This window comes from Ureibacillus sp. 179-F W5.1 NHS, assembly GCF_045369345.1.
In the GTDB taxonomy this organism is placed as follows: Bacteria; Bacillota; Bacilli; order Bacillales_A; family Planococcaceae; genus Ureibacillus; species Ureibacillus halotolerans.
The window spans coordinates 1-26130 of record NZ_JBIQFG010000030.1; the positions used below are offsets into that span (position 1 = coordinate 1).

The 26130-nt window shown below is 36.3% G+C and carries 29 protein-coding genes and 2 other annotated features; of the genes, 27 read left to right on the forward strand and 2 right to left on the reverse strand.

Annotation, left to right across the window (positions count from 1 at the left end; genetic code table 11):
* The first annotated feature begins 197 nt into the window (after positions 1–197).
* A complete protein-coding gene (locus tag ACH0B5_RS12810) occupies positions 198–1187 on the forward strand; it encodes a hypothetical protein (protein ID WP_406927912.1) in 990 nt (329 codons plus the stop codon).
* Here ACH0B5_RS12810 and ACH0B5_RS12815 read toward each other — a convergent pair.
* Positions 1164–1361, reverse strand: a complete 198-nt coding sequence (locus ACH0B5_RS12815; RefSeq protein WP_122971608.1) for a hypothetical protein — start codon at positions 1359–1361, stop codon at positions 1164–1166. The genes ACH0B5_RS12810 and ACH0B5_RS12815 overlap by 24 nt on opposite strands.
* A gap of 172 nt (positions 1362–1533) precedes the next feature.
* Positions 1534–1792, forward strand: a binding site (T-box leader).
* A gap of 63 nt (positions 1793–1855) precedes the next feature.
* Here ACH0B5_RS12815 and ACH0B5_RS12820 point away from each other — a divergent pair.
* The 21 genes from ACH0B5_RS12820 (at position 1856) to ACH0B5_RS12920 (ending at position 20244) form a co-directional block, all read left to right on the forward strand.
* Positions 1856–4507 carry a valine--tRNA ligase gene (locus tag ACH0B5_RS12820; RefSeq protein ID WP_122971609.1) on the forward strand — a complete coding sequence of 884 codons (2652 nt, stop codon included), beginning with the start codon at positions 1856–1858 and terminating at the stop codon, positions 4505–4507.
* A gap of 105 nt (positions 4508–4612) precedes the next feature.
* Positions 4613–5914 carry a bifunctional folylpolyglutamate synthase/dihydrofolate synthase gene (locus ACH0B5_RS12825; protein ID WP_406927913.1) on the forward strand — a complete coding sequence of 434 codons (1302 nt, stop codon included), beginning with the start codon at positions 4613–4615 and terminating at the stop codon, positions 5912–5914.
* Positions 5895–7145: a bifunctional folylpolyglutamate synthase/dihydrofolate synthase gene (locus tag ACH0B5_RS12830; protein WP_122971611.1), complete on the forward strand. Its 1251-nt coding sequence runs from the start codon at positions 5895–5897 to the stop codon at positions 7143–7145. The genes ACH0B5_RS12825 and ACH0B5_RS12830 overlap by 20 nt, the downstream gene beginning before the upstream one ends.
* 163 nt (positions 7146–7308) lie before the next feature.
* The gene (locus ACH0B5_RS12835) at positions 7309–7956 is read left to right on the forward strand and encodes a hypothetical protein (protein ID WP_122971612.1); all 648 of its coding nucleotides are present in this window, start codon (positions 7309–7311) and stop codon (positions 7954–7956) included.
* A 92-nt stretch (positions 7957–8048) separates the two neighbouring features.
* Entirely contained in the window at positions 8049–8636 is a 588-nt protein-coding gene (locus ACH0B5_RS12840; RefSeq protein WP_406927914.1) for a Maf family protein, read from the forward strand.
* 16 nt (positions 8637–8652) lie between these two features.
* The gene (radC, locus tag ACH0B5_RS12845) at positions 8653–9351 is read left to right on the forward strand and encodes a RadC family protein (protein WP_122971614.1); all 699 of its coding nucleotides are present in this window, start codon (positions 8653–8655) and stop codon (positions 9349–9351) included.
* 438 nt (positions 9352–9789) lie between these two features.
* Positions 9790–10809, forward strand: coding sequence for a rod shape-determining protein (locus ACH0B5_RS12850; RefSeq protein ID WP_122971615.1), 1020 nt, complete (start codon positions 9790–9792; stop codon positions 10807–10809).
* A gap of 12 nt (positions 10810–10821) precedes the next feature.
* Entirely contained in the window at positions 10822–11745 is a 924-nt protein-coding gene (gene mreC, locus ACH0B5_RS12855; RefSeq protein WP_122971616.1) for a rod shape-determining protein MreC, read from the forward strand.
* Entirely contained in the window at positions 11745–12269 is a 525-nt protein-coding gene (mreD, locus tag ACH0B5_RS12860; protein ID WP_122971617.1) for a rod shape-determining protein MreD, read from the forward strand. Before mreC ends, mreD begins: the two co-directional genes overlap by 1 nt.
* A 29-nt stretch (positions 12270–12298) precedes the next feature.
* A complete protein-coding gene (locus ACH0B5_RS12865; RefSeq protein WP_122971618.1) occupies positions 12299–12967 on the forward strand; it encodes a septum site-determining protein MinC in 669 nt (222 codons plus the stop codon).
* 1 nt (position 12968) lies between these two features.
* Positions 12969–13766 carry a septum site-determining protein MinD gene (gene minD / locus ACH0B5_RS12870; RefSeq protein ID WP_341362382.1) on the forward strand — a complete coding sequence of 266 codons (798 nt, stop codon included), beginning with the start codon at positions 12969–12971 and terminating at the stop codon, positions 13764–13766.
* Between the two features lie 277 nt (positions 13767–14043).
* On the forward strand, positions 14044–14595 hold the full coding sequence (locus tag ACH0B5_RS12875; protein WP_158599727.1) for a M23 family metallopeptidase: 552 nt from the start codon (positions 14044–14046) through the stop codon (positions 14593–14595).
* Complete coding sequence (locus ACH0B5_RS12880; RefSeq protein ID WP_241559370.1) at positions 14568–15206, forward strand: site-2 protease family protein; 639 nt, start codon at positions 14568–14570, stop codon at positions 15204–15206. The genes ACH0B5_RS12875 and ACH0B5_RS12880 overlap by 28 nt, the downstream gene beginning before the upstream one ends.
* 43 nt (positions 15207–15249) lie before the next feature.
* Positions 15250–15328: a sequence feature (ribosomal protein L21 leader region), on the forward strand.
* 14 nt (positions 15329–15342) lie between these two features.
* The gene (gene rplU / locus ACH0B5_RS12885) at positions 15343–15651 is read left to right on the forward strand and encodes a 50S ribosomal protein L21 (RefSeq protein ID WP_122973208.1); all 309 of its coding nucleotides are present in this window, start codon (positions 15343–15345) and stop codon (positions 15649–15651) included.
* A gap of 18 nt (positions 15652–15669) precedes the next feature.
* The gene (locus tag ACH0B5_RS12890) at positions 15670–16014 is read left to right on the forward strand and encodes a ribosomal-processing cysteine protease Prp (protein ID WP_122973209.1); all 345 of its coding nucleotides are present in this window, start codon (positions 15670–15672) and stop codon (positions 16012–16014) included.
* A gap of 16 nt (positions 16015–16030) precedes the next feature.
* Positions 16031–16330 (forward strand): 50S ribosomal protein L27, encoded by a 300-nt coding sequence (gene rpmA / locus ACH0B5_RS12895; RefSeq protein WP_121212831.1) that lies wholly within the window; start codon positions 16031–16033, stop codon positions 16328–16330.
* Positions 16331–16555: 225 nt separating this feature from the next.
* Positions 16556–17080 (forward strand): Spo0B domain-containing protein, encoded by a 525-nt coding sequence (locus ACH0B5_RS12900; RefSeq protein ID WP_122973210.1) that lies wholly within the window; start codon positions 16556–16558, stop codon positions 17078–17080.
* A 5-nt stretch (positions 17081–17085) separates the two neighbouring features.
* The gene (obgE, locus tag ACH0B5_RS12905; RefSeq protein ID WP_122973211.1) at positions 17086–18375 is read left to right on the forward strand and encodes a GTPase ObgE; all 1290 of its coding nucleotides are present in this window, start codon (positions 17086–17088) and stop codon (positions 18373–18375) included.
* Positions 18376–18416: 41 nt separating this feature from the next.
* Entirely contained in the window at positions 18417–18872 is a 456-nt protein-coding gene (locus tag ACH0B5_RS12910; protein WP_122973212.1) for an ACT domain-containing protein, read from the forward strand.
* A 102-nt stretch (positions 18873–18974) separates the two neighbouring features.
* Complete coding sequence (gene pheA / locus ACH0B5_RS12915; RefSeq protein WP_122973213.1) at positions 18975–19844, forward strand: prephenate dehydratase; 870 nt, start codon at positions 18975–18977, stop codon at positions 19842–19844.
* 13 nt (positions 19845–19857) lie between these two features.
* Positions 19858–20244 carry a thiol-disulfide oxidoreductase DCC family protein gene (locus tag ACH0B5_RS12920; protein ID WP_406927915.1) on the forward strand — a complete coding sequence of 129 codons (387 nt, stop codon included), beginning with the start codon at positions 19858–19860 and terminating at the stop codon, positions 20242–20244.
* Between the two features lie 46 nt (positions 20245–20290).
* Here the strand turns inward: ACH0B5_RS12920 and ACH0B5_RS12925 are convergent, their stop codons facing one another.
* On the reverse strand, positions 20291–20821 hold the full coding sequence (locus ACH0B5_RS12925; RefSeq protein WP_122973215.1) for a transcription repressor NadR: 531 nt from the start codon (positions 20819–20821) through the stop codon (positions 20291–20293).
* 146 nt (positions 20822–20967) lie between these two features.
* Between ACH0B5_RS12925 and ACH0B5_RS12930 the strand changes: the two genes are divergently transcribed.
* The 5 genes from ACH0B5_RS12930 (at position 20968) to queA (ending at position 26080) form a co-directional block, all read left to right on the forward strand.
* Entirely contained in the window at positions 20968–22281 is a 1314-nt protein-coding gene (locus ACH0B5_RS12930) for a LysM peptidoglycan-binding domain-containing protein (protein ID WP_158599728.1), read from the forward strand.
* 1 nt (position 22282) lies between these two features.
* A complete protein-coding gene (locus ACH0B5_RS12935) occupies positions 22283–23140 on the forward strand; it encodes a phosphotransferase (RefSeq protein ID WP_122973217.1) in 858 nt (285 codons plus the stop codon).
* Between the two features lie 242 nt (positions 23141–23382).
* Positions 23383–24003 carry a Holliday junction branch migration protein RuvA gene (ruvA, locus tag ACH0B5_RS12940; protein WP_122973218.1) on the forward strand — a complete coding sequence of 207 codons (621 nt, stop codon included), beginning with the start codon at positions 23383–23385 and terminating at the stop codon, positions 24001–24003.
* 14 nt (positions 24004–24017) lie between these two features.
* Positions 24018–25022 (forward strand): Holliday junction branch migration DNA helicase RuvB, encoded by a 1005-nt coding sequence (gene ruvB / locus ACH0B5_RS12945; RefSeq protein ID WP_122973219.1) that lies wholly within the window; start codon positions 24018–24020, stop codon positions 25020–25022.
* Between the two features lie 17 nt (positions 25023–25039).
* A complete protein-coding gene (queA, locus tag ACH0B5_RS12950; protein WP_122973231.1) occupies positions 25040–26080 on the forward strand; it encodes a tRNA preQ1(34) S-adenosylmethionine ribosyltransferase-isomerase QueA in 1041 nt (346 codons plus the stop codon).
* Positions 26081–26130 lie beyond the last annotated feature (50 nt).

Below are 26130 nucleotides of genomic sequence, written 5' to 3' on the forward strand. Positions count from 1 at the left end.
TATAAAAATATAGATGTTCGGGTCGCATAAATTAGGAGTGAGCTAAATGCTCACCCCAACATTTGACTTAGAACCTTTTTTATTAAAATAAAAAATAAGAATAAGTATGAAATGCCTTTTACTTACGGAAGTTTTATAGACATTTCTTAGCATACTTATTTTCTTGAAGCATATGGTAGATACGGGAGGGATACCATATGCAAAATATTAATTGGGATATGATGACGCAATTTGTATTTCCAGAACAGTTAGGTGTTGTGGAAGAAGTACTATCTGTTGATATAAAACCAATTTGGCAACAAATTGAGACGGATGACTCCATTCGTTTAGTCGGTATTTATCATATAGCAGCTACGGCACGTTTTAATCCAAATGAATTGCCGGAGTATAGCGATGGTACTTATATCGAAGAATTGGAATTTGAAGGGAATAACGGTTATTTTGAATATGCACTACCTTTAGAAATTGATTTGCCTCGTGATAAAGTTGCGAGTGAAAGTCAGCCTCAAATTTGTATAAATGATGTATCGTACTTTGTATATAATGGTTCAAATTGTACATTTAAATGGGATGTTGATTGTCAATTTGAAGAATCTGTCGAAGGTGCTTTATTCCATTACGAAGTGGAAAATTCGTCATCGGAACAACCTCCAGTAACTGAAGAAATTCAATTTAATTATGAAGCCGTTTTCCCTGAACAACCTACGATACCAGAAAAAACAGCGAATCTTGAACCATTGAACGAAGCAATCACATTTACTGAACAGTTAAACGAAGATGAAACACAACAAGAAGAATCACAGATGACAGAAGAAATTCGTTTTGGACATGATGCTATTTTTCCAGAGGAGCCAACTGTTCAAGAACCATCAACTGCTCAAATGCAACCAGAGGTGGAGAATACAACTAATACCTCTGGACAAACTCCGACTGAAGAGCTGGAACTAGTTGTAGAAAATGAGAACGTATTATTCGATTCTTATGAAAGTAGTAGAAAATCATTGGATCATATTACGTTTTCTAGTGGTAACCTTGTAGAGAATAGTGAAGAAACATCTGAGTCTGTAAATAAAGATAAAGTAGTGGAATCGACTCAATATTTCCCTACGGATACGGATGATTTTTATCAAGAATTAACGGAGTCGTATACGATTCTAAATTTCTCAAATAAAATCATTCGCAAATAACCAACATAATAAAACTAATATGAGTAATAAAATAAAATCGCCAGTTGTTGGTACTATTAATGTTCGGATAGCTTGGAAAACCGCAATGGGAATGGCAATTTGTTTACAAAAAAATCGAGTTTTCCTAAGCCATGGTGGCAACAAATAGGGATTGTAGTTACTTCGTTTTTTCATATTTTCACTTCCTTTCATCAAATTTAATGTCACTTGAAAACTGTTAATGGTATATTATACAATAAGAATAGTTATACTTTGTTTAACCGTTGTCTTATACTATATAGTTATGATGAATTGTTAAATTGGTTTCATCAAATTGCATCGGTTGACAAAAGTGAAGTGAATAATGATGGATGCGATGAACAGGAAGAGTAAAATGTGCTTGCTTGCTTAAGAGAGGAAACGGTAGCTGAAAAGTTTCTGCTTGCAACCATTTGAACGTAGCCTTGGAGCAGCTTTTGTGAAATGATAGTAGCAAAATGCCGGGTAAACCCCGTTACCACAATGAGTGTCGAGATATTAGTGTTATTTCGTTTGAATTGATAACCTTATCTCGGAATTAAAGGTGGTACCGCGAAAAATAGAATCAAAACTCCTTCGTCCTTTTGATAGGGCGATAGGAGTTTTTTTATTTTATTCGCTTTTAAAAAATATCATAAGGAGGAGTCAATATGACAGAACAACCAAACTTAACAATGCCAACGAAGTATGATCCCCAAAGTATAGAAGCGGGTCGTTATGAGTGGTGGTTAAAAGGGAAATTTTTTGAAGCACAGCCTGAAAGCGGAAAGCAGCCCTATTCCATTGTAATTCCACCTCCGAATGTAACAGGTAAATTACATTTAGGGCATGCATGGGATACGACATTACAAGATATTTTAATCCGTATGAAACGTATGCAAGGATACGACGCATTATGGTTACCTGGTATGGACCATGCTGGTATTGCAACACAAGCAAAAGTTGAAGAGAAACTTCGCGAACAAGGGATTTCCCGTTACGATTTAGGCCGTCAAAAGTTCCTTGAGAAAACGTGGGAATGGAAAGAAGAATATGCTGGCCATATTCGTGAGCAATGGGCAAAAATCGGCCTTGCTCTTGACTATACAAAAGAACGTTTTACATTGGATGAAGGTTTATCGGATGCCGTTAAAGAAGTATTCGTTTCATTGTATGAAAAAGGCTTAATTTATCGTGGTGAACGGATTATTAACTGGGATCCAGCAGCAAAAACAGCTTTATCTGACATTGAAGTAATTTATAAAGATGTTGAAGGTGCGTTTTACCATATGAATTATCCATTGGCAGATGGTTCAGGTGTGTTGGAAGTAGCAACAACTCGTCCGGAAACGATGCTTGGTGATTCTGGGGTAGCCGTTCATCCAAATGACGAACGCTATAAACATTTAGTTGGTAAAACCGTTATCCTGCCAATCGTTGGTCGTGAGATTCCTATCGTAGCAGATGATTACGTAGATATGGAATTCGGTACAGGGGTTGTAAAAATGACACCTGCCCATGATCCAAATGACTTTGAAGTTGGTAACCGCCATAACTTAGAACGTATTCTCGTGATGAACGAAGATGGTACGATGAATGAAAATGCTGGAAAGTATCAAGGGATGGATCGTTTCGAATGCCGTAAACAAATTGTAGAAGATTTAAAGGCAGCAGGAGTACTTATTAAAGTCGAGCCTCATACCCACTCTGTAGGTCACTCAGAACGTTCAGGTGCTGTTGTGGAACCATATTTATCAAAACAATGGTTTGTAAAAATGCAACCGTTAGCAGAGGCTGCTCTTAACTTACAAGGGAATGAAGAAAGTAAAGTAAACTTTGTTCCTTCCCGATTTGAAAATACGTATTCCCGTTGGATGGAAAATATCCGTGACTGGTGTATTTCACGTCAACTTTGGTGGGGTCACCAAATCCCAGCTTGGTATCATAACGAAACAGGAGAAGTTTATGTAGGGAAAGAGGCTCCGAAAGATGCAGAAAATTGGACGCAAGATGAAGACGTATTAGATACTTGGTTCTCTTCTGCTCTATGGCCATTCTCTACTATGGGCTGGCCTGATGAAAATAATGAACTTTATAAACGTTACTACCCAACAAGTACATTAGTAACGGGATATGATATTATTTTCTTCTGGGTTTCTCGAATGATTTTCCAAGGGAAAGAATTTACAGGGGAACGTCCATTTAAAGATGTATTAATTCATGGGTTAGTTCGTGATGGTGAAGGACGTAAAATGAGTAAATCCCTCGGCAATGGTGTAGATCCAATGGAAGTAATCGACCAATATGGTGCCGACTCCTTACGTTATTTCTTAGCAACTGGATCATCTCCAGGTCAAGATTTACGTTATACAACAGAAAAAGTAGAATCGATTTGGAACTTTGCCAATAAAATTTGGAACGCTTCCCGTTTCGCTTTAATGAACATGGATGGGATGAAATATGAGGAAATCGATTTAACAGGTCATTTAAATGTTGCGGATAAATGGATTTTAACTCGTTTAAATGAAACGATTGAGCGGGTAACAAATTTAGCAGATCGTTATGAATTCGGTGAAGTAGGCCGTGAATTGTATAACTTCATTTGGGACGATTTCTGTTCATGGTATATTGAAATGGCGAAACTACCTCTTTATGGAGAAGATGAAGCAGCGAAGAAAACAACACGTTCTGTTCTTGCTTACGTACTTGATCAAACAATGCGATTATTACATCCGTTTATGCCTTTCATTACAGAAGAAATTTGGCAACACCTTCCACATGAAGGCGAGTCAATTACAGTTGCTGCATGGCCAACAGTTAAAGAACAGTTTAACTTTACTCAAGATGCGGAAAGTATGAAGCTATTAACAGATATTATTCGCTCTGTTCGTAACATTCGAGCTGAAGTAAATACGCCAATGAGTAAAAAAGTTCCATTATTTATTTCTGCTAAGGATGGGGAAACAGCGAAAGTGTTAGAAGACAATACTGCTTATATCGAAAAGTTCTGTAACCCAGAAACTTTATCTATTGGAGTAGCATTAGAAGCACCTGCCCAATCCATGACGGCAGTAGTATCAGGCGCTGAAATTTATTTACCACTTGCAGGATTAATTAACTTAGATGAAGAAATTGCTCGTTTAGAAAAAGAATTAGAAAAATGGGCGAAAGAAGTGAAATTAGTTTCTGGTAAACTTTCAAACGAGAAATTTGTTTCAAAAGCTCCAGAAGCTTTAGTTGCAAAAGAACGAGAAAAACTGGCTGATTATCAAGAAAAATATGAAGCGGTTGAAAAACGTTTAGCAGAATTAAAAAATATGTAATATGATAAAAGATGTCCTAGTTTAACTAGGGCATTTTTTCTTTTACAATAACCTTAAGTTGGAGAATTGTTGTTTTTTTAATGAATGAATCGAGGAGAAGAAAATATGTTTCACTCTATAGAAGAATGTACGAATTTCATCTTTACATTAAAGGCAAGTACATATAAAGGACAACCGCTAGAAGCTGTTCGGAAAATTTTACAGCTGTTAGGAAATCCCGAGGAAAAGGTAAAGTTTATTCATTTTGCTGGATCGAACGGGAAAGGGTCCACTTTAAATGCAACCCGAGCTATTTTAACGGAACATGGATTGCGAGTTGGCGCTTTTATTTCACCCCATTTAGAAAGGGTGAATGAACGGATTACGATTAATCATACTCAAATTTCGGATGAAGCATTTTTACAATATGCCAATAAAGTCGCAAAAATTATCGAAACAAATTTGGATGGACAGTTTCCAAGTTTTTTTGAAATTATGACAGTCATTGCTTTAATGCATTTTGCGAATGAAAAGGTCGATGTCGCCTTAATGGAAACAGGAATTGGCGGACGAATCGATTCTACGAATGTCATCACACCAGAAGTTTCGGTCATTACAACGATTTCTTTAGAGCATACCGACATATTAGGGGATACGATTGAAAAAATCGCCTTTGAAAAGGCTGGAATTATTAAATTTGAAAAGCCTGTCGTTGTTGGTGTGAAACAAATGAACGCGCAAAAAGTGATTAGACAGCGGGGCGCGGAATGCAATGCACCAATGTATTTTTTAAATGAGTCAATTGTTACATCAAATGAAAAAATAGGGCTACTACAACAATTCGACTATCATTTTCAACAACACGTTTTTCCTTCCATTCCTTTAGTGATGCAAGGAAATCATCAAATTGATAATGCAGCATTAGCGATTACAGCTTCTTTACTCTTTGATCGTAATATTAAAGAATCTACTATTCGGCAAGCATTGCAAAATGCACGCTGGGAAGGAAGATTCGAACAGATAGGTGAGGGTGTCATTATTGACGGAGCCCACAATTCCGAAGGTACTACAGCTTTAATTGAAACATTAAAAAAAGTGTATCCAAACAAACAATACAAATTCATCTATGCCGCATTACAAGATAAAGATCATGAGATGAGTATTCAAATGATGGATCAAGTGGCATCAGCGATGAATTTTACTGAAATTGATTTACCCCGTGCAGCGAAAGCTCGGGTCTTAGCAAGCAAGTCAAGCCATTCGAAGGTGAATGTCAATGAAAATTGGATGCAGTTAATCGAAGTTGAATTGGCTAATAGAAAAGAAAATGAACTTTTAATTATTACAGGATCATTATACTTCATAGCAGAAGTTCGAAAATTTTTAGTAGAGAAGGAAGAGAACTGTCATGATTCCAAAGTTAGATGACTATAAACGGAAATGGAACGTAGAAAGTGACCTATCCATAAAACCGGGATTAGAAGCAATCAAAGCCGCTTTAACAGCACTTCATCATCCACAAGATCAGTTGCAAGTCGTTCATATAGCTGGGACTAATGGAAAAGGTTCCACTTTGACTTTTATTGAGCAAATTGCAAAAAATCATGGACTAACCGTCGGAAAGTTTATGTCCCCTTGTATTGTTGATGTTCATGATCAAATACAAATCAATGGGGAACCAATCACCAATAAGGAAATGGATAAAATTTTTCAACAGTTGAGTCTATCGGGTTTAAGTGGTAAGTTAACTGATTTTGAACTGTTAACTTGCATCGCCTTTCTTTATTTTGCGAAGAAAAAGGTAGATCTTGTTTTGCTTGAAGCTGGAATGGGGGGAAGAGAGGATAGTACAAATGTGGTAACGCCACTACTTTCCATCATACCAAGTATTGCATTAGACCATACGAAGTTTCTTGGACCAACCATTCAAAGCATTGCAAAGCATAAAGCGGGCATTATTAAACAAAGTAGACCAGTGGTTATAGGGCGATTATCGGAAGAAGCATTAATTGTTGTGAAAAATGAAGCCGAAAATAAATCAGCACCCGTTTTAGCTTTAGGGGAACATTTTGATGTGGCAACGGTTGGTGAAGAAGATGTTTATCGCAATAAGGAACAAGGATTGGAAATACCTCACCTTACACGTTTATTACCAGGAAAACATCAAGCAGATAATATGGCTTTAGCCATTACCGCTTTCATCAAAATTGCACAACATTTTCGAATCCCGTTGGAAATCGGAAAAATTCAACAAGGTGTAAAAAGTGCCCAATTGCCTGGAAGGTTTGAGGAAGTAATGCCGAATGTGTATTTTGATGGAGCCCATAATCCTGCCAGCGCAAATGCTTTAGTTCAAACGATTAGATCCCAATTTCCGAATGACCCTGTCCGTTTTGTGATTGGGATGCTAGCAGATAAAGATGTTGATTCTGTCCTTCAATTGTTAGAACAAGTAAGTGATGAATTTTATTTTGTTGACTTTCCAAATGAGCGGGCGATGAAAGCAGAAGATATATGTAAATTAAGTAATGCTTCTAAAAAAGTTATTTTAACGGATCCGGTTTCCTTCATACAAAATGCGACAAATGAGCCGATTAAAACCTTTGTGACGGGATCTCTATATTTATTAGGTATCATCAGAGAACTGTTAACCAGATGAAAGTGATAGGTATGAAACAGGCAAAAAATGAGAATGTTGGTTGTAAGTAATGTTGAATTATATCGAATTTCATTAGTTTTTGCGAAATATTTTTTAAGTGAGGCGTCAAAAGTCTCGCTTTTTTTCATTGTTGATTTGTTACGGTTACAATGAGGTGATGCGAATGAAATTTCCGAAGGTTATAGGAAAAAGAGAACTTATGCATGCAGCAATTATAGGATCAGTCGCTGGGCTAGCGGGAGTGATATTTTTTATCATCTTACTCAATTCGATGAATTCTTCGACTGACCAAGCCAATGGGGGAGATGGGGAAACCGTTCCAGTACAAGCTACGGAAGAATCGAAGGAAGAAACAGCAACAAAAGATGATAAATTATCTGTGGAATTCTTCGCAAACCAATACGGGGTGTTTAAGAGTAATGAGGCGGCTACGGAATTTATATCTCAACATGCCTCTTTAAATACAAGTGCTATTGTAGAAGTGGATGGTAATTATTATGTATGGTCTTCGATTACGCCTGTAAAAGAAGAACTGATTTTGTCAGAAAATCCAACCTCTTTTGCAAAGACATTTCGATTTTCAGGTGCTGCATGTAGTGAACCAACTTTGCAAAATTTACCAACATATTTAAAAAGTAACGACCCTTCAAAATTTTATTTTGAAGAGGGGAATGTTCCTGATAATGTTCCGCAAGATTGGCAATCAATCACTTCAGCGTTATCAAGCTTTTCGCAAGATTTAGGCAATGCTCGCCTGCATTTAATTGCCCATTATTTTAGTCAAAATGATTGTATGAAAATCGAATTTTAATGAATTTTTTTAGGGGAAAAATATGATTGATAAATGAAAGTTATTTTTCAAATTTCCAATCCTCAGCTATCATAAAGGTAGGAGGAATGGACATGAATTTTAAAACAGATCACCAAATCGTTTTAGCATCAGCATCACCAAGGAGAAAAGAACTTTTTTCAACGTTAGGTATTCCCTTTGATGTTGTGACAAGCAATGTAGAAGAAACAACTGTGCAAGCTGATAATTTAAAAGATTACGTACGAGAAGTAGCATTATTAAAAGCGAGAGACGTGGCAAAAAGAGAAGTAGGGAAAACAATCATTGGTGCAGATACAATCGTTGTATTCGAAGATACATTGTTGCATAAACCAAAAACAGAGGAAGAAGCCATCTCCCACTTAACGAAATTATCAAATAATCATCACCAGGTAATGACAGCTGTAGTCATTATTTGTCCGGATGGTAACGAAGAGACACTTGTAGAAGTGACGAACGTGCACTTTAAAAATGTCCCTCTAGAATTAATAAAAGCTTACGTTCAAACGGGAGATCCTTTTGACAAAGCAGGGGGGTACGGTATTCAAACCGATGGTGTTTTATTTGTTGATCGTATTGAAGGAGATTATAACACCGTTGTAGGACTACCATTAGCAAGCCTATTTGAAAAATTAGTTGCTTTAAATATTATAAAGTTTTAAGGGAAGTGATAATTGAATGACGGTTGCCGTATTTCCAGAGCTAAAAATACGTGATGTGCATGTTGAGGATCGGCCGAGGGAAAGGTTAATTCGACAAGGAGCCCAAAGTTTATCTAACCAAGAATTAATCGCCATTCTTTTACGGACTGGTACGAAACAAGAATCGGTTTTAACGTTAGCTAATCGAGTATTAACTTATTTTGAAAAGCTTCATGAACTGAAGTACGCTACATTAGAGGAAATTGTAGCGATTAAAGGAATAGGTGAAGCTAAGGCTGTTCAACTGTTAGCAGCTATTGAACTTGGTAGAAGACTAGCCCAAAAACAAGTTGATTCTCGTTTTACGATTCGTTCCCCACAAGATGTAGCCACCTATTTAATGCCTGAAATGTCATCCCTTCAACAAGAACATTTCGTTACCTTATTTTTAAATGTAAAAAATCAAGTTTTGCATAAGCAAACGATTTTTATTGGTAGTTTAAATTCAAGCATCGTTCACCCTCGAGAAATTTTTCGAGAGGCAGTAAAACGGTCTGCTGCTTCTATTATTTGTGCCCATAATCACCCATCGGGCAATGCAACGCCGAGCCCAGAGGATATTGAAGTAACAAAACGGCTTCAAGAAGCGGGATATATTATTGGCATCGAATTAATAGACCATGTTATTATTGGAGACCATCAATTTATTAGTTTAAAGGAAAAAGGATATATGTAATCTTCCTATAATTTGAATTATAAGGGTCGAATGTCCGTTTGAACGGATTTCGACTTTTATTTTGGGCAAAATAAGTTGAAATGAAATGATGTAACATTTCATTTACAATAAGTTAACAAAAGCATGTTAAAAAGAATGGTTTATATTAAAAATAATTCTTTCATATTTCATTTTTAAATTAACGAACCTATTTTGATTTTTTTCGTCATTTGTATGGAGTGCTTGTTACAAGAATGTAAAAACTTACATAATTATTTTATTTGTTTCATTGAGAGAATCGAAATAAAATGAAAAATGTCGATAATAATTGAATGAAGTTTGACAAATATGATAGAACAGTACAAGTAGCACTATAATTTTTCGAGCTTTTCCGCTATAATAATTCTTAGTTTATAAGCAACGATTATAGAATTGCTTACAGAGAAAGGGAGTACAAAATTGTTTGGATTAGGAAATAAAGATGTCGGGATCGATCTTGGCACAGCGAATACATTAGTTTTTATTAAAGGAAAAGGAATCGTTTTACGCGAACCTTCAGTAGTAGCAAAAAATACAAAAACAGGTGACATTGTAGCAGTAGGTAATGATGCGAAAAATATGATTGGTCGTACACCTGGTTCAATAGTAGCAATTCGCCCTATGAAAGACGGTGTTATTGCAGATTTTGATATTACAACAGCAATGATTGAATATTATTTAAAACAGGCATTGAAAAATTCTGGTTCAAACTGGAAAAAACCAAATGTCATGATCTGTGTTCCTTATGGAATTACATCTGTTGAACAACGTGCGGTCATTGATGCATCTAGACAAGCTGGTGCGAAAGAAGCCTTTACAATTGAAGAACCATTTGCAGCTGCTATCGGTGCAGATTTACCAGTTTGGGATCCTACAGGTTCGATGGTTGTTGATATTGGTGGAGGTACTACAGAAGTAGCGGTTATTTCTTTAGGTGGTATCGTAACTAGTGAATCTGTTCGTATCGGTGGCGATGCAATGGATCAATCAATCATTAGTTACATTCGTAAAACATATAACTTAACGATCGGTGAACGCACTGCGGAAAAAATTAAAATTGAAATTGGCACAGCTCGTGTCGATGATAGTAATGAAAAAATGGAAATCCGTGGACGTGATTTATTAACAGGATTACCGAAAACAATCGAGATTACATCTGAAGAAATTTCAGATTCATTAAAAGAAGCTATCTCTACTATTATTGATGGCGTCAAAAAAACTTTAGAACAAACACCTCCTGAGCTTTCTGCAGACGTAATGGAAAGAGGAATTGTGTTAACTGGTGGTGGAGCACTTCTTCGTAATTTAGATAAAGTGATTAGTGATGAAACGAATATGCCTGTATTCATTGCAGAAAACCCGTTGGATTGTGTAGCGATTGGAACAGGAAAAGCTTTAGAACATATCGATTTAGTTCGTTCTCAACAGATGAAAGGGTAAGGAGGAATACCAATGCCACATTTTTTTTCAAACAAGAAATTAATATTGCTACTAGTTGGCATGATATTCCTTGTGGCATTGATTAGCTTCTCATTACGGGATCGACAAAACGCAAGCGTACCCGAACAATTTATTAAAGACACTGTTGGCTTTGCGCAATCTCTTGTTGCAAAGCCAACAAATTACATAACAGGGATTTTTAATGATATTAATTCTTTATTAAATACGTACGAAGAAAATAAGCGCTTAAAAATGCGTTTGGAAGATTTTGCTGTACTTCAGGCGGAAGTTAATACATTGCAATCTGAAAATGAATCGTTAAAAGAACTAGTAGGCAAAGAAGAGAGTTTAGCAGATTTTAATCCGCTAAATGCCACGGTTATTGCTCGAAATCCGGATCAATGGGAAGAGAAAATTATACTCAACAAAGGGTCGTCCCATGGTGTAGAATTAAATATGGCTGTAATGACAGCAAACGGATTGATTGGTAAAATTAGTTTAGTTACGCCGTTTACTTCAGAGGTAGAGTTACTTCATACGAATAATCCTAATTATCGTGTTTCTGCTATTGTTCAAGGAGAAAAATCAGATATTTTTGGTTTGATTGAAGGATATGACGTAGAGCGTAATGAATTAATATTAAAAAGAATTGATTCTAGCTTCAAAGTAAATGTTGGAGAACAAGTTGTCACTTCTGGATTAGGAGGAGTCTTCCCGAAAGGTATTCCAATTGGGGAAATTACGGAAGTAACAACGGATGATTATGGACTAACAAAACTTGCATATGTAAAACCGGCTGCAGACTTTTCTTTATTAGAGGATGTTGTCATTGCCCAAAGAACAGTTATTTCAGTAGACGGTTCTGATGGAGGAAATACAAATGCAGATTTAACGAACGGCACGACAAATGAAACTACTGACGAAGGTGAAGAGTAATGGTAAGATTTTTAATTCCCTTCGTTGCAGTCGTTTTATTTTTGCTTGAACCAGAATTTGCGTTATTCTCTCCTATTGATTGGGGAGGCGAAACAGTTTACTTTGTACCACGTTTTGTCATCCTTTACTTAATTTTCATTTCTATTTACTACAGTCGTAAAAGAGCTTGTATATATGGTTTAATTTTTGGGCTCTTGTATGATGTGTTTTACATTGATATTATTGGATTATATTCCTTTTTATACCCTGCAGTTTGCTTTATAGCTGGATCATCCGTGAAATTCATTCATCAACATTTAAGCGTTACGACGATTTTATCGTTAATTTTAGTTGCTCTTATGGAAGTTGTTTTATATTATTTCTTTTACTTCATTCAATTTACTACGATTCCAGTAGGTGAATTTTTAAGTAACCGCCTACTACCAACAATGATAGCTAATTTATTATTTTTAATAATGCTTGGTTGGGCATTTAAATATTTAATCAACGCGCGTGTGTTGCAGCGTGCCCAAGATAATTCTTAAATTGATTTGGCGTGAGGTGTCGCTTAATTATGAAAAAACAGCTTGTCCATATTAAAGGGACAAAAGAAGGGTTAGTACTTCGGCTAGACGATCAGTGCGCCTACGCAGAACTAGTAGAGGAACTGAAACGCAAAGTTTCAGAAGGCGGAATTGATGGAAAGGTAGATGTTCAACTTCATTTAGGAAAACGTTATCTTTCGACTGAACAACAAGAGGAACTTATTGCAATTGTACAAAGCCCTGGGAAAATGCACGTGTCGAAAGTGCATAGTGATGTCATAACTATCCAAGAAAAAATGGAGATAGAGCAAGCTAGTCAATGTGAAACATATATAGGAATCGTCCGTTCGGGACAAATCTTAAATGCGATTGGAGATATCGTTGTTATTGGTGATGTCAATCCAAACGGGAAAATAGAAGCTGGTGGCAGTATATATGTGTTGGGTAATTTAAGAGGAATTGCCCACGCTGGATTAAAGGGAAATAAAGAAGCGATTATCGTTGCTTCACATTTTGAACCTACGCACGTATTAATTGACGATCAAATTGAAATTATGTCAAATGAAAAGCCATTTGTTAAAGAAAATGCGGAACAAATTTTTGCATATATTAATCAAGAAGGCCACATTTCTTATGAACGAGTACAAGAAGTGAGAAATATACGACCATTATTAAGTACGGTTAAAGGAGGAAGCTAATGTGGGGGAAGCAATCGTTATAACTTCAGGTAAAGGCGGGGTAGGTAAAACAACAACAACTGCCAATCTGGGAACTGCATTGGCTCTTCAAGGGAAAAAAGTATGTTTAATTGATACAGATATCGGTTTACGTAACTTAGACTTAGTATTAGGTTTAGACAATCGAATTATTTATGACTTAGTCGATGTCGTAGAAGGTCGCTGTAAAATTCATCAAGCGTTAGTAAAGGACAAGCGTGTTGATGAAAAACTATTTTTATTACCTGCTGCTCAAACGACGGATAAAAATGCCGTTACACCGGAGCAAATGAAGAGTTTAGTCGATGAATTAAAACGTGAATATGATTATGTTTTAATTGATTGTCCTGCAGGTATTGAACAAGGTTACAAAAACGCTGTAGCAGGTGCTGATCGAGCGATTGTCGTAACAACACCAGAAATTTCGGCTGTTCGCGATGCGGATCGAATTATCGGTTTATTGGAACAGGAAAATATTGAACCACCTAAATTAATCATTAATCGTATTCGAAAAGATTTAATGAAAAATGGGGATACCCTTGATATTAATGAAATTACAACCCACCTATCTATTGATTTATTAGGTATTGTCATTGATAGTGAGGATGTTATTAGTTCTTCGAATCGTGGGGAACCAATTGTTATGGATCCAAACAATAAAGCTTCTCTAGGATATCGTAATATTGCGAGAAGAATATTAGGTGAATCGGTTCCATTAATGGCGCTGGAAGATCATTCAAAAGGCATGTTTAAAAAGTTGATTTCTATTTTTTCAAAATAGTCTAATAGAGAAAAAGGTTATTGATGTCCGAATCAATAACCTTTTATTTTTTATAAATAGACGTTTTTTAGAAGAGACGGTTCATTTCATTTCCTTTGTTAAATTATAGGTAATTCGTATCCTTTTGTGTACGTAAATTTTCTTTTTTGTTTGTTGACCTTTTTTTAGGTCTCTATTTTTTATAATTCGACTAAATTGGACAGTTTCTTTTTTCGTTCAAATTGAATCCTATTTTCATATTTTTCATATACTATGAAAAATGAGAATGGATGAGGTAGTGAACAAATTATGGAAATGGATTGCTGCTGTTCTTCTCTGCGTAGTTGTATTAGTTGGAAGTCAATTACATGAAAGAGGGCAAATTGCAGTAGACGTAAATAAAATTGTATATAGTTCCGAAGATTTAACCATTATGAGAAATTTTTTAAGAGAAGTATTTGGAAAAGAACCGGATACGACGATTACTGTTTCCTCGGATAAAGTAAATCAAGAATTATTATCCTTTGTTGCTGTCAAACCTTATGATAGCGGATACTTATTAACCTTCGAGCAGCCTATTCCGATTCTCGCGATTGAAAATGGATTGGTCGTTTATACAGGGCATTCAAAAAATACAGGCAAAACAATCTCAGTTTATTACGAAGACGATACAACGGTCACATATGGCAATGTGGATTCCTTTTCTTTACTGCCTTATACTTCTATTGAGAGAGGAAGTACGATTGCGAATAAAGAACCGGGAGATCTTTATATTAAAATTGAGGAGAATGGGAAAGTTTTAAATCTTGAGGAAACGTTAGAATGGATGAAAGAGCATACGCAATCATGATGCGTATGACAATTCATCCATTATTTTTACCGGTTCTTTTTAGTATGGTGTTATATGGTAACGTTTCGTATTATGCACTTATTTTATCTTCTTTAATAATTCATGAAATTGGCCATATAATTGCTGCTTATCTTTGTAAAGTAAAAGTGGAACGCTGTGTTATTATGCCCTATGGCGGTGAAATAGTATTGAGAGGTGGTATGTCTATTTCGCCACGAAAACAATTCATCATCGCCATAGGTGGACCGCTTGCTACAATCGGATGTATCGCTGTGACACCATTGTTGGATCCTTTAGTAGCGGATCCATTTTTAAAAATTCAACTTATTTTACTAGCGATTAATATCATTCCAATTTGGCCATTAGATGGTGGTCGAATGATGTTATCATTAATTTTAATTTTTCATCCGCGTATTCGAATGATTGAACTTTATTTAACATTATCATTACTACTCATTACGATTTCGGTATTTATCACCTTTATTTTATTGCCAAAAACTTTATTTTTATTAGGATTGAGTTTATTTCTACTCCTTCAAATCGTCAATGAATGGAGATATCGAAAATATCGGTTTGCCTTTGAGAAACATGTTATGAAAAGATTGACGTGAGAGTATTGTTGTGGTAGTATTTTTAATGTTATTGTTTGTAGCACCCGTGCTACAACCGCTCTGGAAAGGTTTTTTAAGAATCGAAAGATCACCTTTCGTTACAGGCGAGTCTGAGTCTAAGAGGAGGTGCATTTTAATGTACGCAATTATCGAAACTGGTGGAAAACAAATCAAAGTAGAAGCTGGACAAGAAATCTATGTTGAAAAACTAGGTGTTCAAGCTGATGAAGTAGTAACATTTGATAAAGTTTTATTCGTAGGTGGAGAAACAGTGAAAGTTGGAGCTCCAACTGTTGCAGGTGCTACTGTTACAGCGAAAGTTGTAAAAGAAGGACGCGCTAAAAAAATTACTGTATTCAAATACAAAGCGAAGAAAAACTACCGTCGTAAACAAGGTCATCGTCAACCTTACACAAAATTAGTTGTTGAATCAATCAACGCTTAATAAATCGAGGTGAATAAAATGATTACTGTTACGATTCATCACGATGAAAATAGACATGTTTCTGCATATGAATTCTCAGGTCATGCTGAGTACGATCAAACGGGGAAAGATTTAGTATGTGCAGCTGCATCTACAATTGCCATTGGTACTGTAAATGCAATTTATGCTCTACTTCAAATTGAACCGAAAATTGATCAAGCAACAGAAGGCGGTGGCTACCTTCGTGTAGATCTTCCTACTGATATAGACGGAGAAGTCGATGCAAAATTACAACTTATTGTCCAAGTAATGACTGCTCAAGTTTACTCGATGGTTCAAAACTATGGACAATATATTCAAATTAACTACAACCAAGTAGCCTAGTAGGAGGTGGAACGAAATGAAATTGTTACTATCTTTAGACCTTCAATTTTTCGCTTCGAAAAAAGGGGTAGGTTCTACAAAGAACGGACGTGACTCTGAAGCAAAACGCCTTGGTGCGAAACGTGCTGATGGTCAATTCGTAACTGGTGGTTCAATTCTTTACCGTCAACGCGGTACAAAAATTTACCCAGGTACAAACGTAGGCCGTGGTGGAGATGACACACTTTTCGCTAAAGTTGACGGCGTTGTTAAATTCGAACGTTTAGGCCGCGACAAGAAAAAAGTAAGTGTTTACCCTGTAGCTCAAGAAGCTTAATTCCATATTTAAATGAAAGGACTGCTAGACAGCAGTCCTTTTTCATGTGTTAAGGGTATATTTTTAATTTGATAAAAATGACGAATGATACTATATCTCTAATGGATAACTGAAATTTTCTTATAGTATTCTTACAGAATTAGGGGAAAAAAGGGAAAAGTATAGAAAAACTTGTTATACTAAAAAAGAATTTAGTAGCATTTTTCTATCATGTGGAGGTTCAAAATGAAAACTCTATCCCTATCAGTAAATGAAGTATTAAGATTTGCAAATCATGATTATATGAATCAACTACAGCTGATCAAAATGAACTTGGATTTGGGCAGAGTAGAAGAATCAAAAAAAATTATTGAGCAAATTTCTGAACAATGTAAAACCCTTTCAAATATCAATAAACTAAAATTACCAAATACAGTAGAATGGTTACAAACGCTTCAATGGCGCTACCCAGCTTTCCAAGTGACATTAAAAAGTAATGTAACAAGTCCGGTTGATATGAAAAAAGATGAACAAATTGTAGAATACTTAGAAAAGACAGTTATTCATGTTTATGATAGCTTAGATCCATTTACTGAACATGAGCTAACGATTCAAATTGAATCAAATGAATTAGCATTCCATTTAACTTTTGAATTAATCGGAAAATGGGATTGCCATTTATTTGAACATGAAGTAACAAATTTAACCGTTCAAACATATGAACAAACTACGAATCAGTGGAAATATGCTTTGAGTATAGAACAGGAGTGAAAGTAATGTTTGTCGATCACGTAAAGATTTATGTGAAAGGTGGAGACGGCGGAGATGGTATGGTCGCCTTTCGCCGTGAAAAATTTGTCCCAAATGGTGGACCTGCTGGAGGAGATGGCGGCAATGGCGGAAATGTTGTCTTTGAAGTAGAAGAAGGATTGCGTACTTTAATGGATTTCCGATATAAACGTCATTTCAAAGCAAATCGTGGTGAACACGGGATGAGTAAGGGGATGCACGGGAAAAACTCCGAAGATCTAGTAATTAAAGTTCCCCCAGGTACAGTGGTGATGAATGAAGAAACGGGCGCTGTTATTGCAGATTTAGTTGAGCATGGTCAAAGGGCTGTCATTGCTCGTGGTGGCCGTGGTGGCCGTGGCAATAGTCGCTTTGCTACACCAGCTAACCCTGCGCCAGAACTTGCAGAAAAAGGGGAGCCAGGGCAAGAATTAAATGTTATATTAGAGTTAAAAGTATTAGCCGATGTAGGATTAGTTGGATTCCCAAGTGTAGGGAAATCGACGTTACTATCTGTCGTTTCAGCTGCAAAGCCTAAAATTGGTGCTTACCATTTTACGACGATCGTACCAAATTTAGGTATGGTTGAAACAGAAGATGGTAGAAGTTTTGCCATGGCTGATTTACCTGGGTTAATTGAAGGTGCACACCAAGGTGTAGGATTAGGTATGCAATTCCTACGTCATATTGAAAGAACTCGAGTAATTGTCCATGTTATTGATATGTCAGGTATGGAGGGTCGTGACCCATATGAAGATTATTTGACAATCAATGAAGAATTAAAACAATACAATTTACGTCTTACTGAAAGACCTCAAATTGTTGTCGCTAACAAAATGGATATGCCAGATGCAGAAGAGAATTTAAAAGAATTTAAAGAAAAAGTGGGAGATTCCGTTAAAGTCTTCCCTGTATCGGCCATTTCTCGCCAAGGTTTAAAACCGGTATTGTTTGAAATCGCTGACCTTCTTGAAGTAACACCTCATTTCGAATTGCACGATGTGGTGGAAGAAGACAGTGATGCATCCGTTCTTTATAAACACGAGAAAAAAGGTGAAGACTTCGATATTACTCGTGATGATGACGGTGCATATGTATTATCTGGCTACTCCATTGAACGTTTATTTAAAATGACTGATTTCAGTAGAGAAGACGGTGTACGTCGCTTTGCACGACAATTACGTGGAATGGGCGTAGATGACGCTTTACGTGAACGTGGAGCAAAAGACGGGGATATCGTTCGATTATTAGAATTTGAATTTGAGTTTGTAGAGTAAAGTTTGCTTAATGTATATTGGGAAGATGTTGGAGGGAGAGTATGAAAAACGTTGCGAATCAACGGTATTATTTAGTACGTGAAGACGTATTGACGGATGCGATGCAAAAAACATTGGAAGCAAAGCATCTTCTACAAAGTGGTGCAGTTTCTTCAATCTGGGATGCAGTAAAAGAAGTGGATATATCTCGGAGCGCATTTTATAAATATCGAGATGCCGTTTTTCCTTTTCACTCCATTGTTCGAGAACGTATTTTAACAATTTTTATTCAATTGCAAGACGAGAAGGGAACACTTGCCAAACTATTAGAAATTATATCGATCGCCCATTGTAATATTTTAACAATTCACCAAACAATTCCTATTCAAGGGCGTGCTAATGTGACATTATCTTTGGATGTAACAAGCATGGAAATTGAACTGGATGATTTATTACAACAATTGAAAAAGTTAGAGTTTGTTGAATCTGCAGAAGTCATTAGTTCTGGAGCGCTTTAACAACGATTGACAAGAGAGTAAGAGAGTCTTCAATTGCTCTCTCTTTTTTACATAAAATTGAAAGAAAAATCGCGCTAGTTAGAAAATGGTGGAGGGATCAAAGTGAAAGAGAAAGAGTTAAACAAAATAGCATATTTAGGACCAGAGGCATCCTTTACATATTTAGCTACAAAAAGTTTATTCCCCAATGAAACGTTAATCCCTTATACAACGATTCCTGAATGTATTGAGGCGGTATCAAGTGAAAAAGTCGATTTGGCAGTCGTGCCTTTGGAAAATGCTATAGAAGGGACAGTACCGCTGACGATTGACTATTTATATCATGAGGCAGAATTATTTATTGTGGCAGAAGTTTTGTCAAAAATACAACAACATTTAATGGTTCATAAAGCGCAAAAAGATAATTGGCACAACATAGAAGAAATTTATTCCCATCCCCATGCTTTAGCCCAATGTCATAAGTATTTGTTTTATCGATTTAGTAAAGTACCTTTACATCAGTTTTCATCTACATCAGCAGCAGCAAAGCTAGTTTCTGAAAATCCGGATCGTTGCATCGCAGCAGTCGGAAATACATCCTCTGCTGAAAAATATAATTTAGAGATTGTAGAGAAAAATATACATGATTTTCATTTTAACCATACCCGATTTGTCGTATTATCAAAAAAAAATATACGGCTACAGGGAAAAGAATCGGAAGGGAAAACGAAAACAACGGTGATGCTCACTTTACCGGAAAATGTATCGGGTGCGCTCCACCAAGTTCTTTCCGTTTATGCTTGGCGCAAACTGGACCTAAGTAAAATCGAGTCGAGGCCATTAAAAACGGGTTTAGGGGACTATTTCTTCATCATGGATATATTGGCCGATGAAAATGAGCCAATGATGAAGGGAGCTTTTGAAGAATTAAAGGCACTTGGCTGTACAGTGAAATCCCTCGGTACATATGATACTTATTTAACACCAGAGTGAAGTAGGTGAGGATATGAACATTATTTTATTTGATGGGGAATGTCAATTTTGCGATGCAACAGTCCAATTTATTATGAAAAGGGATCATAAAAAGCATTTTAAATTTGCATCAATTCAAAGTGATATAGGGCAAACTTTAATGGAAAAGTTTCACGTTCCAAAATCAATAGATAGTGTCATTTACATTGAAGGCGACAACTGTTATTTTAAGTCAACAGCAGTATTGCGAATTAGTCGTAAATTAGATAGAGGATGGAAAGGGTTTTATTTATTCACCATCATTCCGACACCTATTCGAGATCTGATTTATGACAAAATTGCAAAAAATCGTCATAAATTAATTAAAAACAATCAATGTAGCATTCCGAAGAAGGATGATTTAGATCGATTTTTACAGTGAAATTTGAAATAAAAAATGGGCTACTCTTTTCGAGTGCCCATTTTTATTATCCTTCTATTAAATATCCTTTTTCCCTTAACTTCTGTTCTGCAAGATTTAATTGTTCTTCAGATGAGGCAGAAAGGACATGTAAATGGGTACCGTTCGTCAGTACAGATAAATAATTTGCTTTCGTTTCATTGACTCGCTTAATGAAGCTATCCACATCATGACGATTGGACAACATCATGGAAGCGGTAATTTCACCGTAAAGAGGATGTTCAACGATCACGCTTTTTAATGTTACACCACAATCGACTATCGTTAACATTTCGTCTTCCGCCTGTTCTGCAGTATGTAAACAAACAATTTTTCTTTCATATATTTCATTATGATCGTCCCGCAGCATATAAAGGTAACCTTGACTTGTCGCAATAATCGGTTCATTTCGTGCCTTTAATAAATTCATATCATTGACGATTACTTGTCTTGATACATTCGCATGTTTAGCCAAATCTGATCCTGTTATTGGGGATTTTGAACTCTTTAATAAACGGAGCAATGTATTGCGCCGTTCTTCTCCTAATATTTTTTTCATCTTGGCACCTCTTTCATTGGAAATTTCATGTATATACATTACTCCTTCATTCATAGTTTATCACGAGGAACAACACAAATCGTTTAATTTTTTTGTGTCCTTTTCGTTTGAGTAACATATTATAAAACGAGAAAAGGAGGATGTTTGTGCGAATTCATATTGTTCAAAAAGGTGAGACATTATGGCGAATTGCCAAACAGTATGGGATTGGACTTGATGAGTTAAAACGTTTAAATGCGCATTTGGCTAACCCAGATTATATTGTTCCAGGAATGGAAATTATTTTACCGGATAATGGTTCAAATGCCAATACAAATGCAAACCCAAATAGTAATGAATCGTCAAGAATGACGAAAGAACAGCTAACTGCACCAATGACAAGAGAACAGCAAACGGCACCGATGACAAAGGAACAACAGACAGCGCCGATGCCGAAGCAACAACAAACAGCACCAATTACAAAGGAACAACAAACAGCACCAATCACAAAGCCAAAACAAACTGCACCGAAGGAAAAATTAACACAAGAAAAACCGGTGGAAAAGGCGCCTATACCAGCACCTGTTCCAATTCCGATGCCGATGCCACAGTTCGATTTAACACCACAATTCCATTTCGATTTTGCACCACAATTACAATTCCAACAACAACACCCACAAGCACAACCAATGCCGCAAGCACAACCGATTTTTATTGAAGTACCACAACAGCCAATGATGCAAGTACAGCCAATTTTTGTTGAAGTACCACAACAACCAATGCCGCAGCCAAAAGTAGAAACAAAAGTAGAAAAAGAAGTGGAATATGTACCTGTTCCGCAACCTCAAATTATTTATGTACCATGTATGCCGCAATACTATCACCATCCGTGTGAATGTTTCGAGCAACCACATTATTTTGATTTGTGTGGATGTCAGGAACAACCATATTATCATCATCAACCATACCCATGTGGATGTCAGGAGCAACCTGTACAACATCATGACTGCGGATGCGGTGGCGGCTATCGGAATGAAGTAATGCCTTATGGACTTCCGCATTTTGAACCGAATTATGATGTTTCCCCTTCAATGGATGTGGCACCAGCAATGGATAATTCGTTCGATGATGAAGACGGTTTACCTGATTGGTTAAAGGATTCTTCTGAATTAAAAACAAAAGGTATTGAAAAAGTAGAAGATAATCATCAGGTGCTAGGTGAATTCGAAGAGAATGTTGAAAATTATCACGATGTAGATGATTTTGATGATGTCTATGATCCTGAATCTATGGGGACTTCCCATTATCCACAAAATAATTATTATGGACATCATATGTCCCAAGTGATGCCTGAACATATGCATCAAATGATGCCTTATATGATGCAGCAACCGATGATGTCACATCCGATGCACCCTAATTGCCAAAGTAATCCTTATATGAACCCTTATTCATCCCATTACACACCTTGGAAATATTAATATGCAAATTAAGAACAATATATGGAAGCAAGAGACATCAAACGGAACATTATTTATAAAAAAATATGAAAACGTTTCGGTTGCTGAAAAAGTAAAATCGATTCATAAACAATTGGATTCGATTAAGTTTCCATATGTTATTCCGTTAGTGAAAAGTAAGGAAAAGGATTTAGTTATTCAACTTTGGCAAAATAATAGTTATAGTGCCGATTTTTCCAATGCCGATCAAAGAAAGCAAAGTTATAAAATATTAAAAGCATTACATGATACGGGAAATGTCATTGATTGGAAAAGTCAAGTCATTTTCCCAAGACAGCATCTTTATCAAAAATGGAATGCACGATATGAACGATTTCTTATTAATGAAAAAGAATTAATTCCCTATTTACAACACACTTATTATGATATTACTCTTTTTGCAAGCAGAGTTTTGAAACAAATGCGAAGAAAAAGGCATAAAGTGAATGGGAAACTCACTTTGTTACATGGGGATGTCGTTCATCATAATTTTTTAATCTGTGAAGATAAGAAAATGAAATTAATCGATTTTGATCTAGCCGTAGTAGGTGATTCAGCGGAAGAAATGATATTATGGATGCACCGTGTTTTACCTACTATGGATTACGATTTGAAAAAGTTGTTTAAGGAAATTCCGTATCTTCATCAATTGTGTTTACCAAAAATAAATTATTTACAGTATCCGAATGAGCTGTTACGAGAATGGCTCTATGTACTGCAATTAGGTAAGTATGAGCGAGATGCTTTCTTAGACTATTTAATGCCATTTACAGAAAAAGCGTTAAGGCATTGGCCTGATTTAATTATAGAAACAGAAAAATTACATTCAAACTATCAATAATTGGGGAAAGTTTGATAAAATAATAGAAAGCAAAAGAAAAACAATTGGCCGTCTATAAAGACGGTCTTTCTTTGTTCATTTACGCAATGGTGGAAAAGGATTCTCTAACCTTCCATTCAGAATTTAGGTTTCCTACTTTCAAACGAGCACTATACAATGAGCAAAAAGATATCGTAGTATTTGTTCGGGTGAATACCGAACAGTATGCTATAATTTAAAGCAGTGAATGTGGGGGAATGACAATGTATGACTATATAATTGGCCAAATTAAACGGATAACGCCAGAATATGTTGTGGTAGAGCAACAAGGAATTGGTTGGCAAATCTTTACACCTAATCCCTTTGCCTTTCGCATAAAAGAAGATATGCAACAAATCTTTTTACATATGCATGTTAGAGAAGATGCCCATATGCTATTCGGATTTCGCTCGCTGGATGAACGGGAGTTATTTAGAAAACTTATTCAAGTATCAGGAATAGGACCAAAAGGGGCATTAGCTATTTTAGCAAGTGGTAACCCGTCTCAGGTCATATCTGCCATTGAAATGGAAGATGAAGCATTTCTAGTTAAGTTCCCTGGAGTTGGCAAAAAGACGGCTCGTCAAATGATCTTAGATTTAAAAGGAAAATTAGGATCATTACTTGAACAAGTAGAATTACCAAGTGCAGAAGATGAATTGCCACTATTTGGTGTTAATCCAAATAAACAAGAATTAGAAGAAGCGATGTTAGCGTTAATAGCCCTTGGGTATTCGGATAAAGAGTTGACAAAGATTAAGCCGAAGTTAGAAGAAAATGACCAGTTAACGACAACAGAAGCTTATATGAAACAAGCTTTACAACTATTGCTAAAAGTGAAGTAAGGAGGGAGTGATTTATGTCCGATCGAATCATTTCAAGTGAGGCAAATCAATATGATGAACAATTTGAGATGTCTCTACGACCTCAAAAGCTTTCTCAATATATTGGTCAACATAAGGTAAAGGAAAATTTGAATATTTTCATCGAAGCAGCAAAGCTCCGACAAGAAAGTTTAGACCATGTATTATTATATGGGCCACCGGGATTAGGGAAAACAACATTAGCTTCCATCATTTCCAATGAAATGGATGTCAATATTCGTTTAACGAGTGGTCCTGCTATTGAACGTCCTGGCGATTTGGCAGCTATTGTCAGCTCCCTCCAACCAGGGGATGTCTTATTTATCGATGAAATTCATCGTCTTCCTCGTTCTATAGAAGAAGTTTTATACCCGGCTATGGAAGACTTTTGTTTAGATATTGTTGTCGGAAAAGGACCAGAAGCGCGCTCCATTCGTTTAGATTTACCACCTTTTACGTTGGTCGGTGCGACGACAAGAGCGGGAGCATTGTCAGCGCCGTTACGAGATCGCTTTGGTGTATTATTAAGACTGGAATATTATGATGAGGAAGCGTTAGAAGAAATCGTATTACGTAGCAGCGAGCTGTTCAATGTGGAAATTGAACGACTTGCTGCAAGAGAAATTGCTCGTCGTTCAAGGGGAACACCGAGAATCGCCAATCGTTTATTAAAAAGGGTACGGGATTATGCCCAAGTGATTGGAGACGGGAAAATTTCCCTTGCTATTGCAAATCAAGCCCTTGAATTATTACAAGTCGATTCCAGAGGACTTGACTATATTGACCATAAACTAATCATTAGTATGATTGAACGATTTAAAGGTGGACCTGTTGGGCTAGATACGTTGGCTGCTTCCATTGGGGAAGAACGTTTAACCATTGAAGATGTTTATGAACCTTTTTTAATGCAAATTGGGTTTATTCAACGTACACCACGGGGACGGGTTGCAAGCCAACTAGCCTATGAACATTTTGGTTATACTTATCCAGAACAAATATAATGAAAGAAGATGTAAAAATGAAAGTTGAAGATTTTGATTTCTATTTACCTGAAGAACTTATTGCTCAAACACCGTTAGAGGATCGTACAGCTAGTCGATTAATGATAGTAGATCGGAAAACTGGTGAAGTGGAGCATAGTCAATTTAAACATATAGTTGATGAACTACAAAAAGGGGACTGTCTTGTACTAAATAATACGCGTGTCATGCCTGCAAGACTTTTGGGAGTAAAGGAAGAAACAGGTGCCCATATTGAAGTATTATTGCTTAAACAAGGTAATAACGATGAATGGGAAACCCTTGTTAAACCAGCAAAACGTGTGAAAGTCGGTACTGAAATTTCCTTTGGAGATGGCTTACTAAAAGCGACTTGTATCGGTGAATTAGATCATGGCGGTAGATTATTTAAATTTAACTATGAAGGCATTTTCTACGAAATATTAGATCAGTTAGGAGAAATGCCACTCCCACCATATATTCACGAAAAATTAGATGATCGGGAACGTTACCAAACGGTTTATTCTAAAGAAATTGGTTCTGCTGCCGCTCCAACAGCAGGATTACATTTCACAAATGAAATTTTAGACCAAATTAAAGAAAAAGGTGTAGAAGTTGTTTTCATTACATTACATGTTGGACTTGGAACATTCCGTCCAGTCAGTGTAGATTCCATTGAAAACCATGATATGCACTCGGAATTTTATAGTGTATCGGAAGAAGCAGCAGAAGTTATTAATCGAACAAAGGCGAATGGTGGGAAAGTTATTGCTGTTGGTACGACATCAACACGTACGTTAGAAACGGTTGCCCATAAATATAACGGTGAAATTCGCGCGGAGCAAGGGTGGACAAATATTTTCATCTATCCTGGCTTTGAATATAAAGCGATTGATGGATTAATTACAAACTTCCATTTACCAAAATCTACTTTAGTAATGTTAGTAAGTGCCCTTACAACTAGAGAAATTATATTAAATGCGTATAATAAAGCTGTAGAAGAAAAGTATCGATTCTTCAGTTTCGGAGACGCAATGTTTATTCGACCAAATCGATCTTAATTTTTATTAATGATATATAACGGATTTTTACTTTAAAAGAAGAGAGGATT

Bases quoted from the DNA above. Each gene is read 5' to 3' on its own strand.
- ACH0B5_RS12815 (WP_122971608.1), bottom strand. From the start codon at position 1,361: ATGAAAAAACGAAGTAACTACAATCCCTATTTGTTGCCACCATGGCTT.
- rplU (WP_122973208.1), top strand. From the start codon at position 15,343: ATGTACGCAATTATCGAAACTGGTGGAAAACAAATCAAAGTAGAAGCT.
- ruvA (WP_122973218.1), top strand. From the start codon at position 23,383: ATGTATGACTATATAATTGGCCAAATTAAACGGATAACGCCAGAATAT.
- ACH0B5_RS12830 (WP_122971611.1), top strand. From the start codon at position 5,895: ATGATTCCAAAGTTAGATGACTATAAACGGAAATGGAACGTAGAAAGT.
- ACH0B5_RS12820 (WP_122971609.1), top strand. From the start codon at position 1,856: ATGACAGAACAACCAAACTTAACAATGCCAACGAAGTATGATCCCCAA.
- ACH0B5_RS12900 (WP_122973210.1), top strand. From the start codon at position 16,556: ATGAAAACTCTATCCCTATCAGTAAATGAAGTATTAAGATTTGCAAAT.
- ACH0B5_RS12920 (WP_406927915.1), top strand. From the start codon at position 19,858: ATGAACATTATTTTATTTGATGGGGAATGTCAATTTTGCGATGCAACA.
- rpmA (WP_121212831.1), top strand. From the start codon at position 16,031: ATGAAATTGTTACTATCTTTAGACCTTCAATTTTTCGCTTCGAAAAAA.
- radC (WP_122971614.1), top strand. From the start codon at position 8,653: ATGACGGTTGCCGTATTTCCAGAGCTAAAAATACGTGATGTGCATGTT.
- ruvB (WP_122973219.1), top strand. From the start codon at position 24,018: ATGTCCGATCGAATCATTTCAAGTGAGGCAAATCAATATGATGAACAA.
- ACH0B5_RS12835 (WP_122971612.1), top strand. From the start codon at position 7,309: ATGAAATTTCCGAAGGTTATAGGAAAAAGAGAACTTATGCATGCAGCA.
- ACH0B5_RS12925 (WP_122973215.1), bottom strand. From the start codon at position 20,821: ATGAAAAAAATATTAGGAGAAGAACGGCGCAATACATTGCTCCGTTTA.
- ACH0B5_RS12890 (WP_122973209.1), top strand. From the start codon at position 15,670: ATGATTACTGTTACGATTCATCACGATGAAAATAGACATGTTTCTGCA.
- queA (WP_122973231.1), top strand. From the start codon at position 25,040: ATGAAAGTTGAAGATTTTGATTTCTATTTACCTGAAGAACTTATTGCT.
- obgE (WP_122973211.1), top strand. From the start codon at position 17,086: ATGTTTGTCGATCACGTAAAGATTTATGTGAAAGGTGGAGACGGCGGA.
- ACH0B5_RS12840 (WP_406927914.1), top strand. From the start codon at position 8,049: ATGAATTTTAAAACAGATCACCAAATCGTTTTAGCATCAGCATCACCA.
- ACH0B5_RS12865 (WP_122971618.1), top strand. From the start codon at position 12,299: ATGAAAAAACAGCTTGTCCATATTAAAGGGACAAAAGAAGGGTTAGTA.
- mreC (WP_122971616.1), top strand. From the start codon at position 10,822: ATGCCACATTTTTTTTCAAACAAGAAATTAATATTGCTACTAGTTGGC.
- ACH0B5_RS12880 (WP_241559370.1), top strand. From the start codon at position 14,568: ATGGATGAAAGAGCATACGCAATCATGATGCGTATGACAATTCATCCA.
- ACH0B5_RS12935 (WP_122973217.1), top strand. From the start codon at position 22,283: ATGCAAATTAAGAACAATATATGGAAGCAAGAGACATCAAACGGAACA.
- ACH0B5_RS12825 (WP_406927913.1), top strand. From the start codon at position 4,613: ATGTTTCACTCTATAGAAGAATGTACGAATTTCATCTTTACATTAAAG.
- ACH0B5_RS12910 (WP_122973212.1), top strand. From the start codon at position 18,417: ATGAAAAACGTTGCGAATCAACGGTATTATTTAGTACGTGAAGACGTA.
- ACH0B5_RS12810 (WP_406927912.1), top strand. From the start codon at position 198: ATGCAAAATATTAATTGGGATATGATGACGCAATTTGTATTTCCAGAA.
- mreD (WP_122971617.1), top strand. From the start codon at position 11,745: ATGGTAAGATTTTTAATTCCCTTCGTTGCAGTCGTTTTATTTTTGCTT.